The sequence below is a fragment of the Pseudomonas benzenivorans genome (assembly GCF_033547155.1).
Lineage (GTDB): Bacteria > Pseudomonadota > Gammaproteobacteria > Pseudomonadales > Pseudomonadaceae > Aquipseudomonas > Aquipseudomonas benzenivorans_B.
The window spans coordinates 2892259-2904431 of sequence record NZ_CP137892.1; the positions used below are offsets into that span (position 1 = coordinate 2892259).

At 71.6% G+C, this 12173-nt stretch carries 13 protein-coding genes; all 13 read right to left on the reverse strand.

The window, feature by feature from the left end; genetic code table 11:
• Positions 1–4: 4 nt before the first annotated feature.
• Positions 5–730, reverse strand: coding sequence for an adenosylcobinamide-GDP ribazoletransferase (locus SBP02_RS13280; protein ID WP_318642316.1), 726 nt, complete (start codon positions 728–730; stop codon positions 5–7).
• Positions 727–1302, reverse strand: coding sequence for an alpha-ribazole phosphatase family protein (cobC, locus tag SBP02_RS13285; RefSeq protein ID WP_318642318.1), 576 nt, complete (start codon positions 1300–1302; stop codon positions 727–729). Before cobC ends, SBP02_RS13280 begins: the two co-directional genes overlap by 4 nt.
• On the reverse strand, positions 1299–2351 hold the full coding sequence (cobT, locus tag SBP02_RS13290; RefSeq protein ID WP_318642320.1) for a nicotinate-nucleotide--dimethylbenzimidazole phosphoribosyltransferase: 1053 nt from the start codon (positions 2349–2351) through the stop codon (positions 1299–1301). The genes cobC and cobT overlap by 4 nt, the downstream gene beginning before the upstream one ends.
• Positions 2348–2869: a bifunctional adenosylcobinamide kinase/adenosylcobinamide-phosphate guanylyltransferase gene (gene cobU / locus SBP02_RS13295; RefSeq protein ID WP_318642322.1), complete on the reverse strand. Its 522-nt coding sequence runs from the start codon at positions 2867–2869 to the stop codon at positions 2348–2350. The genes cobT and cobU overlap by 4 nt, the downstream gene beginning before the upstream one ends.
• Positions 2862–4319: a cobyric acid synthase gene (locus tag SBP02_RS13300; protein ID WP_318642324.1), complete on the reverse strand. Its 1458-nt coding sequence runs from the start codon at positions 4317–4319 to the stop codon at positions 2862–2864. Before SBP02_RS13300 ends, cobU begins: the two co-directional genes overlap by 8 nt.
• Positions 4316–5308, reverse strand: a complete 993-nt coding sequence (cobD, locus tag SBP02_RS13305; protein WP_318642326.1) for a threonine-phosphate decarboxylase CobD — start codon at positions 5306–5308, stop codon at positions 4316–4318. Before cobD ends, SBP02_RS13300 begins: the two co-directional genes overlap by 4 nt.
• Positions 5301–6209 (reverse strand): adenosylcobinamide-phosphate synthase CbiB, encoded by a 909-nt coding sequence (gene cbiB / locus SBP02_RS13310; RefSeq protein ID WP_318642329.1) that lies wholly within the window; start codon positions 6207–6209, stop codon positions 5301–5303. Before cbiB ends, cobD begins: the two co-directional genes overlap by 8 nt.
• Entirely contained in the window at positions 6206–7003 is a 798-nt protein-coding gene (locus SBP02_RS13315) for a cobalamin-binding protein (protein WP_318642332.1), read from the reverse strand. Before SBP02_RS13315 ends, cbiB begins: the two co-directional genes overlap by 4 nt.
• Positions 7000–7647 carry a 5,6-dimethylbenzimidazole synthase gene (gene bluB / locus SBP02_RS13320; protein ID WP_318642334.1) on the reverse strand — a complete coding sequence of 216 codons (648 nt, stop codon included), beginning with the start codon at positions 7645–7647 and terminating at the stop codon, positions 7000–7002. The genes SBP02_RS13315 and bluB overlap by 4 nt, the downstream gene beginning before the upstream one ends.
• Positions 7644–8936 (reverse strand): cobyrinate a,c-diamide synthase, encoded by a 1293-nt coding sequence (locus SBP02_RS13325; protein WP_318642336.1) that lies wholly within the window; start codon positions 8934–8936, stop codon positions 7644–7646. Before SBP02_RS13325 ends, bluB begins: the two co-directional genes overlap by 4 nt.
• A 111-nt stretch (positions 8937–9047) precedes the next feature.
• Positions 9048–9659 carry a cob(I)yrinic acid a,c-diamide adenosyltransferase gene (gene cobO, locus SBP02_RS13330; protein WP_318642338.1) on the reverse strand — a complete coding sequence of 204 codons (612 nt, stop codon included), beginning with the start codon at positions 9657–9659 and terminating at the stop codon, positions 9048–9050.
• On the reverse strand, positions 9656–10231 hold the full coding sequence (locus tag SBP02_RS13335) for a hypothetical protein (protein WP_318642340.1): 576 nt from the start codon (positions 10229–10231) through the stop codon (positions 9656–9658). Before SBP02_RS13335 ends, cobO begins: the two co-directional genes overlap by 4 nt.
• Before the next feature lie 52 nt (positions 10232–10283).
• On the reverse strand, positions 10284–12131 hold the full coding sequence (btuB, locus tag SBP02_RS13340) for a TonB-dependent vitamin B12 receptor (protein WP_318642343.1): 1848 nt from the start codon (positions 12129–12131) through the stop codon (positions 10284–10286).
• Positions 12132–12173: the final 42 nt, after the last annotated feature.

The window sequence follows — 12173 nt, forward strand, 5'->3', positions numbered from 1 at the left end:
CCCGTCACAGCGCCAGCACCACCAGCACTGCGCATTCCACCAGCTCCAGCAGGGCCCCTGTCGTATCGCCGGTGGTACCGCCGAGGCGCAGCAGCAGCTGCCGGCGTAGCCAGAGAAACAGCAACCCGGCCACCAGCAGGGCCAGCAGGCCCATGGCGCCGAACAGGGCGATGGCGACGGCATGGGCGGCCAGCAACCAAGGCAGCTGACGCCGCGGCAGGTGGTCGACCAGGGCCTGGCCCAGGCCGCCGGGGCGTACGTAGGGGGTGCAGAGCAGCAGCAGCGGCGGCAGCGCCCGCGCCAGCCAGGGCACCAGCAGCAGCGCCAGGGCCCGGTCGGCCTCGAGCAGGGCCACCAGGGCAGCGAACTTGAGCAGCAGCAGCAGCCCCACCACCACCACCGCCATGGGACCGCTGCGCGGGTCCTTCATGATCGCCAGGGTGCGTTCGCGGTCGCCCATCCCGCCGACCCAGGCGTCGGCGCTGTCGGCCAGGCCATCCAGGTGCAGGCCGCCACTGAGGCCGACCCAGAGCGTCAGCAGCAACGCCGCCTGCAACAGCGACGGTACATCCGCGAGCAGCCGCTGGGCGGCCAGCAGCAACAGGCCGATAAGCAAGCCCACCACCGGATACCAGAGCAGCGAGCGGCCCAGCTGCGCAGGTGTCGGCATGCCGGTCAGGCGCACCGGAATGCGGGTGAGAAACTGCAGGGCGATCAGCAGCGCGGTCACGCCAGCTCCCTCAGTCGACCGTGAGCGTCCAATTGCAGGCGCACGCGCTGGCCGTGGGCCACCTCGACCTGCAGCAGGTCCGCCGGCGCCAGGCCGCGGGCCCGCGCCAGCAGCAGGCGCATCACCCCGCCATGGCTGACCAACAGCAGGCGCTCGCCGGCATGGCGCTGCTGCAGGCGGCGCAGCGCGCCCAGCACCCGCGCCTCGAAGTCCGCCATGGCCTCGCCGCCGGGGGGCGGGCAGGCGTAGGGGTCGGTCCAGAAGCGCCCCAGGGCCTCGGCATCGGTGGCCATCAGCTCGGCGGCACTGCGCCCTTCCCAGGCGCCGAAGTGCAGCTCCTGCAGATCCGGCTCCAGGCTCAGCGGCAGATCGCGCTGCGCCGCCAGCTCCTCGGCGAAGCGGGCGCAGCGCTGCAACGGCGAGCTGATCAGGCGGTCCCAGGGGCCGGCGCCCTGCACCGCCCCACGCAGCTGGGCCCAGCCGGCATCCGTCAGGGCGTCGTCGATACGCCCGCGCAGGCCGCCACCCCGCTCGGTCTCGCCATGACGCAGCAATTCCAGGTGGACCGTCACGGCGCGCGCTCCGCCACCGCCGCCTCGGCGAAGGTGGCCATCTCGCTGTGCAGCTGGCAGGCCAGGCGCAGCAGGGGCACGGCCAGGGCCGCGCCGCTGCCCTCGCCCAGGCGCAGGCCCAGGTGCAGCAGCGGCTCGGCCTCGAGGGCCTGCAGCACGCGCCTATGCCCCGGCTCGGCGCCCTGGTGGGCGAACAGCAGCCAGGGGCGGCAGTCGGGGTTGAGGCGCACCGCCGCCAGGGCGGCGACGCTGCAGATAAAGCCGTCGACCAGGGCCGGCACGCCCTGCCGGGCGCAGGCCAGGTAGGCGCCGACCAGGGCGAGGATCTCGAAGCCGCCGAGGCGTTGCAGGGCATCGAAGGGCTCGACGATGGCCGGCCGGTGCAGGGCCAGGGCCGCCTCGATCACCGCCGCCTTGTGGGCCACCCCGGCGCCGTCCAGGCCGGTGCCTGGGCCGACCAGCGCGGCCGCCGGACAGTCCAGCTGCCAGCAGGCCAGGGCCGTGGCCGCGGTGGTGTTGCCGATGCCCATCTCGCCGCCGATAAACAGCTCGGCGCCATCTTGTTGCGCGCGCAGCAGGGCGTCGCGACCGGCCTGCAGGGCCAGGCGGGCCTGCTCGGCGCTCATCGCCGGGCCCCGGGCGAGATTCGCCGTGCCGGCGCCCAGGCGCAGGTGGCGCACGCCGGGCAGTTGCAGCGGCTGGGCGGTGCCCAGGTCGACCACCTCCAGCGCCGCGCCCAGCTGGCGGGCCAGCACGCTGATGGCCGCACCGCCGGCGACGAAGTTGCCCAGCATCTGCCCGGTGACGGCCTGGGGAAAAGCCGACACCCCCTCGGCGACCACGCCATGGTCGCCGGCGAAGATGCCGATCGCCACCCGTTCGACGCTGGGCCGCTGGCGCCCCTGCAGCGCCGCCAGCTGCACCGCCAGACGCTCCAGCTGACCGAGGGAGCCGGCCGGCTTGGTCAGTTGCAGCTGGCGCGCCTCGGCCTGGGCGCGCGCCGCCTCATCCGGCGCTCGGCAGGCCTGCTGCCACCAAGCCTGGGTCATAGTGGCTCCCCCTTCAGCACCATCGGCAGTCCCGCCACGGTGAACAGCACCCGCTGGCAGCGCTCGGCCAGGGCCTGGTGCAGCCAGCCGGCGGCGTCCACGTAACGGCGGGTCAGCTCGCCCAGCGGCACTATGCCCAGGCCGGTCTCGTTGCTGACCAGAATGATCCGACCCGGCAGCTCGGCCAGGCACTCGAGCAGGGCCTCGCGCTCGGCCTCCAGGCGTGCCTCATCGTCCAGCATCAGCAGGTTGCTCAACCACAGGGTCAGGCAGTCGACCAGCAGGCAGCGCCCCTCGCCGGCCTGCTCGCGCAGCACCCGGGCCAGTTGCAGCGGCTCCTCCACCAGGGCCCAGTGCGCCGGACGCCGGGCCCGATGCTGCTGGACCCGTGCGTCCATCTCGCCGTCCAGCGCCTGGCTGGTGGCGATGTAGGTCACCGCCAGGCCGGACTCGGCCGCCAGGCGCTCGGCCAGGCGGCTCTTGCCGGAACGGGCGCCGCCGAGGATCAGTTCATGCATGGCCTACTCCACATAGTTCACGCAGCCTTTGGGTATCCAGATGGGCCTCGACCAGATCGGCCAGGCGTTCGATGTCGCGTTCGCGCAGGGCCTGGTAATCCACCGTCCGTACCTCGCGCAGGCCGGCCCAGCGCAGCACCGCGCTGCAGGCCGGGCCCGACTCGAACAGGCCGTGCAGGTAGGTGCCGAGCACCCGGCCGTCGGCGCTGAGGGCGCCGTCGCTGCGGCCGTCGTCCAGGTGCACGGCGCCGTTCAGGCCGGCCCCCGTGCTGACTCCGGCATGGATCTCGTAGCCGGACACCGGCGCGTCTTCCAGGCACAGTCGGCCGCGGACGTTGCGCAGCTGCTTCTCGGGCTCCAGTACGGTGGCGAACTCCAGCAGGCCCAGGCCCTGGCTGCTGCCGGGTGCGCCTTCCAGACCATGGGGGTCGTCGATACGCGTGCCAAGCATCTGCAGGCCGCCGCAGATGCCGAGCAGCTTGCCGCCGTAGCGCAGGTGCCTGTGGATGGCCGCCTCCCAGCCCTGCTCACGGAGGAAGGCCAGGTCGGCGCGCACGCTCTTGGAGCCGGGCAGGATGATCAGGTCGGCCGGCGGAATCGCCTGGCCGGGACCGACGAAGCTCAGCTCGACCTGCGGGTGCAGGCGTAGCGGGTCGAAGTCGGTGTGGTTGCTGATGCGCGGCAGCACCGGCACCGCCACCTTGAGCAGCTCGCCGGTCTTGGTCGCCTGGCGCTGATCGATGGCGTCCTCGGCTTCCAGGTGAAAATCCATCAGGTAGGGCAGCACACCGAGCACCGGCTTGCCGGTGCGTTGCTCCAACCAGTCCAGACCGGGCTGCAACAGGGCGATGTCGCCGCGAAAGCGGTTGATCACGAAACCCTGGATGCGCGCCTGCTCGCTCTCGGAGAGCAAGGCGAGGGTACCGACCAGGTGGGCGAACACCCCGCCCTTGTCGATGTCGGCGATGAGGATCACCGGGCAGTCCACCGCCTCGGCGAAGCCCATATTGGCGATATCGCCGGCGCGCAGGTTGATCTCCGCCGGCGAACCGGCGCCCTCGACCATCACCACCGGGTAGGCGGCGGACAGGCGCTGGTGCGACTGCAGCACCGCGTCCATGGCCACACGCTTGTAGTCGTGGTAGGCGGCGGCATCCATGCTGTCGATGGCGCGGCCGTGGATGATCACCTGGGCGCCTATGTCGCTGTTGGGCTTGAGCAGCACCGGGTTCATGTCGGTGTGCGGCGCCAGGCCGGCGGCCTGGGCCTGCACCGCCTGGGCGCGGCCGATCTCGCCGCCGTCTTCAGTCACGGCGGAATTGAGCGCCATATTCTGCGGCTTGAACGGCGCCACCGCCACGCCCTGGCGCCTGAGCCAGCGGCACAGCGCGGTCACCAGGGTGCTCTTGCCGGCATCGGAGGTGGTGCCCTGGACCATCAATGTCGTCATGCCGAATGCTCCTCGAATGCCTGTAGCGCCCGCTCCAGCCGGCCCCAGCCCGCCTCGTCCGGCGGCAGGCCGAAGCGCAGGCTCAGGGGCTGCTGGAACAGGCGGGTGAGGATGCCGCGGGCGGCGAGAAACTCATGCAGCGCTGGCGCCCGCGGGTCGGCGCACCACTGGAACAGCGCGCAGCCACCGCTGGGCGGCCAGCCCCGGGCGCTCAGCAGCTCGGCCAGGCGCCGGCCATCGGCACGCAGGCGCCGGCGCTGTTCACGCTGGCCGAGCGGGTCCTGCAGCAGCACCCTGGCCAGGGCGCGCGCCGGGCCGTTGACCGCCCAGGGCCCGAGCAGTTCGGCCAGGCGTTCGAGCAGCGCCGGTGCGGCCAGGACGAAGCCCAGGCGGATGCCGGCCAGGCCGAAGAACTTGCCGAACGAGCGCAGCACGATCAGCCCGGGCCGGTCGCAGTGGGCCGCCAGGCTGTGCTGCGGCGTGCAGTCGATAAAGGCCTCGTCCACCAGCAGCCAGCCGCCGCGCGCGGCCAGGCGTCCGTGCCAGGCCAGCAACTGCTCGGGGGCGAAACGCCGTCCAGTGGGATTGTTCGGGTTGACCAGCAGCAGCACGTCGAGCGCTTCGAGCTGCCGGTCGATGGCGTCGCCGTCCAGTTGCAGCGACTCGTGGCCCTCGCGCTCCCAGGCCGCGGCATGTTCGGCGTAGGCCGGCGCGAGCAGGCCGACCCGCGAGCGCTCGCGCAGCCGCGGCAGGGCCTGGATCGCCGCCTGGGACCCGGCCACCGGCAGCAGGCTGACGGCATCGTAATAATCGCGGGCGGCCGCCTCCAGGCCGTCGTCCGCCTCGGGCAGGCGGGTCCAGGCGCTCGCGGGAACAGGCGGCAAGGTCCAGCCATAGGGAGCGATGCCGGTGGACAGGTCCAGCCAGTCGCCCAGGGGGATGCCCTGGCGCTGCGCCGCCGCGCGCAGCCGGCCGCCGTGCTCAAGCAAGAAGCACCTCCAGCACCAGCAGCAGCGCCAGCCACAAGGCCACGCCGCCGTACACCAGGTTCAGCGCCCGCTCGATATCCCGCGCCCGCGGCTCGGCGCCCTCGCCCAGTGGCGGGCGCCACTCCTCGCGGCCGTGGTAGATGGCCGCGCCGCCCAGGCGCACGCCCAGGGCACCGGCGCCGGCGGCCATCACCGGGCCGGCGTTGGGGCTGTCCCACTCTGGCGCCTGACGCTGCCAGCAGCGCAGGGCCAGGGCGGTGCGGCCGAGCAGCGCGTAGCTCAGGGCCACCAGGCGCGCCGGCAGGTAGTTGAGGGCGTCGTCGATCTTCGCCGCGGCCCAGCCGAAGCGCTCGAAGCGCGCATTGCGATAGCCCCACATGGCGTCCAGGGTGTTGCTCAGGCGATAGAGCACCACCCCCGGCGCGCCAGCGACGAGGAACCAGAACAGCGCGGCGAACACCGCATCCGAGCCGTTCTCCAGCACCGACTCGGTGCCGGCGCGCGCCACCCCGGCGGCGTCCAGTTCGCTGGTGTGGCGGCTGACCAGATAGCCGACCCACGCGCGTGCCAGCGGCAGGTCCCCCAGGCGCAGGGCCTGGGCCACCGGCAGGGCATGCTCGCCGAGACTCTTGAGGCCCAGGGCGGCATACAGGGCGAGCACCTCCACCGCCCAACCGAGGCCCGGCAGCTGGGCCAGCAGCGCGGCCAGCAGGGTCAGGGGCAACACCGCCAGGCACCAGGCCGTGACCCCGTGGCTGCGCCAGCCGCGCCCGGCCGAATTGAAGCGCCGTTCGAGGCGTTCGGCCAGGCGGCCGAAGGCCACCAGCGGATGCCAACCCCTGGGCTCGCCGAATACGGCGTCCAGCGCCACCCCGGCGACCGCGCCGAACACCAGGCTCATGGGCCCGCCTCCACGCAGCCGCGGATCAAGGCGTGCAACTGACGCACGCCATCGGTCAGGGCGGCCGGGCCGGCCTGGAGGATGTCGGCGGATTTGATCTCGTGCAGCTGGCCGCTGCGCACCGCGGCGATGGCGTCCCAACCGGGACGGGCGGCGAGTTGCTCGGGGCGGAAGCGCTTGCCGCACCAGGAGCCGATGATCAGCTGCGGGTCGCGCCGCACCACCTCCTGCGGGTCCGCGATGATGCGCTCGCGGGCGCGCTTGAAGCGGCCCAGCTCGGCGAAACAGTCCTCGCCGCCGGCCAGCTCGATCAGCTCGCTGACCCAGCCGATGCCGCTGATCAGGGGCTCGTTCCACTCCTCGAAATACACCCTGGGCCGCCGGGGCAGCTGCGCGGCGCTGGTGCGGATCGCCTGCAGCCCGGCCTGCAGCTCGGCGACCAGGCGGGCGGCGCGCTCGCGGGCATCGACCAGGGCACCGAGGGTCTCGATCATGTGCAGGATGCCGGCGATGTCGCGCTGGTTGAACAGGTGTACTTCCAGGCCCTCGCGCGCCAACTCGGCGAGGATATCCGCCTGCAGGTCGCAGTAGCCCAGCACCAGGTCGGGCTGCACGGCGAGGATCTTGTCGATCCGCGCGGTGCTGAAGCCGCTGATCTTCGGTTTGTCCCGGCGCGCCTGGGGCGGGCGCACGGTGAAGCCGGAGATGCCGGCGATGCGCTGCTGCTCGCCGAGCAGGTAGAGGGTCTCGCAGGTCTCGGTGGACAGGCAGGCGATGCGTTGCGGGCCTTTCATGACGTTCCCCATTGGTCCTCGAACAACAGCTCGCTCAGCGCTCGCGACTCGGTCCAGCCCTGCTGCACCAGCATCGGCGCCTCGTAGAAGGCCGTCACCGGCCCCAGGCACAGCAGCGCCAGCGGCTGACTGCCGGGTGGCATGGCGAGCAACTCGGCCAATGCCTGGGGCTCGAACAGCGATACCCAGCCCATGCCGAGCCCCTCGGCGCGGGCGGCCAGCCAGAGATTCTGAATGGCGCAGGCCACCGAGGCCAGGTCCATCTCCGGCATAGTACGGCGGCCGAACACATGGGCCTCGCGCTTGTCCATCAGGGCCGCCACCAGCAGCTCGGCGCAGTCGCCGATGCCCTCGACCTTGAGCCGCATGAAGGCGTCGCCCCGTTCGCCCAGGGCCTCGGCGGTGCGCAACCGCTCGGCCTCCACCAGCGCCTGGATGGCCTGGCGCAGTTCCGGTCGGGTGATGCGGATGAAACGCCAGGGCTGCATCAGGCCGACGCTGGGTGCCTGGTGCGCCGCCTGCAGCAGCCGCGCCAGCACCTCGGGCTCGACCCGCCCGCCGGAGAAGTGACGCATGTCGCGGCGCTCGGCGATGGCCCGGTACACCGCTGCCCGCTCCGCCGCGCTGAAGGCCTGCTCGCTCATGGCTGGAACAGCTCGGCGGCGGCCGCGGGATCCGACGGCAGGTAGAAGTGGATGTAGGAGGCGGTCAGCCGCCCCTGGCGGTACACCGCCTCGGCGGTGCGCCGGTAGTTCGGGCACTCGCCCCGGGCGATGGGCTGCAGGTCGCAAGTCAGGGCCGAGTGATGGAAGGTGTGGCCACGCAGGCGCCCGCCCGGCAGCTCGACCTCCTGCAGGGCCAGGGCCGTCAGGCGCGGTTGCAGGGTCGCCGCGCCGGGCAGCAGGCCGAGCATCCGCCCGCTCTGCCCCTGCTTGTCGGTGAGCCTGTCGAGCAGGTAGAGCATGCCGCCGCACTCGGCGTGGATCGGCTTGCCGGCCTGATGGTGGGCACGGATCGCCTCGGCCATGGCCTGGTTGGCTTCGAGCCGCGCCAGGTGCAGCTCGGGGTAGCCGCCGGGCAGGTAGAGGCTGTCGACCTGCGGCAACCGGCTGTCGGCCAGGGGCGAGAAGAAGCACAGCTCGGCGCCCAGCGCCCGCAGCAGGTCCAGGTTGGCCTGGTAGAGGAAGGCGAAGGCGGCATCCAAGGCCACGCCGATGCGCACCCCGGCCAGCAACGCGTCGACCCGCTGCGCTTCGGGCGCGGCGAACGCCACCGGCGGCGGCAGGGCCACCTCGGCGCTGGCGGCCAGGGCGTCGGCGGCCGCGTCCAGGCGCGCGTCCAGATCACTCAGTTCCTCGGCCTGGACCAGGCCCAGGTGGCGGCTGGGCAGTTCCACCGCGGCGCTGCGCGGCAGGGCGCCGTACCAGCGGATCGCTTCGGGCAGGGCGTCGCGCAGTATCTCGCCATGGCGGGCGCTGCCGACGCGGTTGCCGAGCACCCCGGAGAACGGCAGGTCCGGCTGGAAGCTGGCCAGGCCGTGGGCCAGGGCGCCGAAGGTCTGGGCCATGGCCGAGCCGTCGATCACCGCCAGCACCGGCACGCCGAAGCGCCGGGCCAGGTCGGCGGCCGAGGGGCTGCCGTCGAACAGCCCCATCACCCCCTCGATGAGGATCAGGTCGGCCTCCCCCGCCGCCTGCCAGAGCAACCGGCGGCTCTCGGCCTCGCCGACCATCCACAGGTCCAGCTGGTACACCGGCGCGCCGCTGGCGCGGGCGAGGATCATCGGGTCGAGAAAATCCGGTCCGCACTTGAACACCCGCACCCGCCTGCCCTGGCGCGCATGCAGCCGCGCCAGGGCGGCGGTGACCGTGGTCTTGCCCTGGCCCGAGGCCGGCGCGGCGATCAACAGCGCCGGGCAGCTTCTCTCACTCATCGTGGCCTCCCGTCGGCCAATGCGCTGCGCGCGAGCAAGCGCCGCGCAGACAGTACAAACTGTACGGCAAGTGGCGCTGACGAAGCGCCCGGTGCATTGGGGGCGGGAGCATCAGAACTCCACGCCCTTCTGCGCCTTCACCCCGGCCTTGAAGGCGTGCTTGACCAGGCTCATCTCGGTGACGGTATCGGCCGCCTCGACCATCCCCGGCGGGGCGCCGCGGCCGGTCACCACCACATGCTGCAGCAGCGGCCGCGCCTCGATGTCGGCGAGCACCGTCTCCAGCTCCAGGTAGCCGTACTTGAGGGCGATGTTCAGTTCGTCCAGCACCACCAGGCCGATGGCCGGGTCGTTCAGCAACCGACGCGCCACCACCCAGGCCTCCTGGGCTTTCTGGATATCGCGCTGGCGGTCCTGGGTTTCCCAGGTGAAGCCCTCGCCCATCACGTGGTAGCTGACCTCCTCGGGAAAGCGGCGGAAGAAGGTCTCCTCGCCGGTGCTGGCGGCGCCCTTGATAAATTGCACGACCCCCACTTTCATCCCGTGGCCCAGGGCCCGGGCGACCATGCCGAAGGCCGAGCTGCTCTTGCCCTTGCCGTTGCCCGTGTGCACCAGCAGCAGGCCGTATTCGTCCTGGGCCTGGGCGATCTTCTCGTCGATCAGCGCCTTCTTGCGCGCCATGCGTGCCTTGTGCCGCGCGTCGCGTTCGGCCGACTCGCTCATCCCTGCACCTCCGCGCGGCGCTGCGCCAGTTGCCAGGAGCGGGCGCCGACGTAGAGCAGCGCCGCCAGGCCGATGTAGAGCGCCAGGGTGCCGAGGTAGCGCGGGTAGTACACCGCGATACGTTCGGCCAGCAGGGCCAGGCTCGGCTCCGCATAACGCCCGGAGAAGAACAGGAAGCCGCCGCCGGAGAACAGGTAGGCGACGAAGGCGCCCAGCGCCACGGTCGCTGCCAGCAGCGCCAGGCTCTGCAGGCTGTCGCGGTGCCAGCCGGCATACAGGCGGCCAGCCAGCCACAGCGAGCCGTAGGCCGGCACCAGCAGCCAGTAGGCGGGCGACAGGCACCAGTCGCTGACCCCGGCCCACTGCATGGCGGCGAAATCCAGCAGCGAGGCCTCGACGAACAGCGCCGGGAACACCCAGCGCGGCGCGAGCAGCACGCCGGCAAGGAAGAACACCGCCCAGGAGGCGCTGGGCAGATTGACCGAGGCGAAGTGATGGCCGCGGGTCATGGCCAGCAACGCCGCCAGGGCGAGGCCGAGCAGCAGTTGCAGGGAGGGTGACAGCTTGGGCATGGGGGTTCTCCTGGTGAGGGCGCCGACGGGTCAACCCGCCGGCGCCGGGGGATTACAGCGCCTGGTAGCGCACGGTCAGGTAGAGCGCCTGGCCGGGCTGGTTGAAGCCCTCGGCAGTCTCGTAGTCGGCGTCCAGCAGGTTGGCGACGCGGGCCTGCAGGCGCCACTCGGGGTCGATGCGGTATTCGCCGCGCAGATCCAGGGTGGCGAAGCCGGACAGCTCCCTGGTGTTGGCCAGGTCGTCGTAGCGCTGGCCTTCGGCATGCAGGCTGGCACCGAGGCTGAAGGCGCCGAGGCGGCGATCCAGATCCAGGTTGAACAGCTGCTTGGCGCGGCGCGCCAGCTCGTTGCCATCGTTGGCCCCGGAAGAACGGTTCTCCGGTTCCAGCAGCGTGTAGTTGGCGTTCCAGTCCCAACCGAGCAGCTGGCTGGCGAGCACCAGCTCGACGCCGCGGATGCGCGCCTCGGCGACGTTGGCCGGCGCCCGGATGCTCGAATCGTAGGCGATCAGATCGTCGATGACCGTGCGAAAGGCATTGATAGACCAGTGGCCCCAGGCGTGCCGGCCGGCCAGACCGGCCTCCAGACTCTTGGAGGTTTCCGCGTCCAGGTCCGGGTTGCCATAACCCGGGAAATACAACTCGTTGAAGGTCGGCGCCTTGAACGCGGTGCCGTAGCTCAGGGTCGCCCGCAAGGCGTCGTTCAGGGCATAGCCGTAACCGAGGTTGCCGGTGTCGTGCTGGCCGAACTGCTGGTTGTTGTCGCGGCGCAGCGCCAGCTGCCAGTCGTGCCGGCCCGCTTCGCCCAGGTACTGGGCGAAGCCGCCCTTGTTGTCGCGGGAATCCTCGGCGTAGGCGGTGCTGCCGTTGACCTCGTCGTGCTGGTAGTCGGCGCCCAGGGTCAGGGTATGGCCGGGTGCCAGGCTCAGGTCGTTCTGCCAGCTGGCGCTGTCGCGACGACTGTCGAAACGCGAATAGAAGGCGCCGTCCTGGAAGGCATCGGACTTGTCTTCGCTGCGCCCGGCCTGCAGGGTCACCAGCCAGGGCTCCAGGGGGGCGAAGCGGGCGCGGGTGCCCAGCACATTCGACTCGCCGTCTGCATGGGCGTGGAAACCGCTGGTGCGCCGGCGGTTGACCTGGTCGTAGTCGTTGTGCGACTTGGCCCGCAGCAGGTTGGCGTCCAACTCCAGGCCATTGGCGAAGCGGTAGCCGGCGCTGAGTGCGGCGGACAGGTTGCGGTAGCCGTCGGCATCGTCCTCATAGCCGCTGGCATCCATCGGCTTGACGTTGATGCCGTCGGTGTCCAGGCCACTCAGGCCCAGGCTGTACCAACCCTGGCCATCGCCACCACTGACCCCGACGCTGCCGCTGTAGCTGTCGTGGGTGCCGTAACCGGCGGAGAAGAACGGCTTGATGCCGGCGCCGGCGCCCTTGCGGGTGAAGATCTGGATCACCCCGCCTATGGCCTCGGAGCCGTACAGGCTGGAGCGCGGCCCGCGCACCACCTCGATGCGCTCGATCAGCTCCAGCGGCAGGTCCTGCAGGGCCGTGGCGCCGGCGGTCACCGAGCCGACCTTGATGCCGTCGATCAGCACCAGTACATGGTCGGACTCGGTGCCGCGCATGAACAGCGAGGTGGTCTTGCCCGGACCGCCGTTGTTGGCGAAGGACACACCCGGCACGCGCTTGAGCAGCTCGGGCACAGAGGCCGCCTGGCTCCGCTCGATCTGCTCGCGATCGAATACCGTGACCGCCGCCAGGCTCTGCTCGGCGGTCTGCGCGGTACGGGTGGCGGTCACCACCTGGTCCTGCAAACGGTTGGGCTCGGCCGCCAGGGCCTGGGAAATACTGGAAACGCCGCACAGCAGGGCCGCTGCCGGGGTCAGAAGGGACTTACTCATTGTATCTGCATGCTCCGTCGCACCCACCCGGGCGACTTAGGC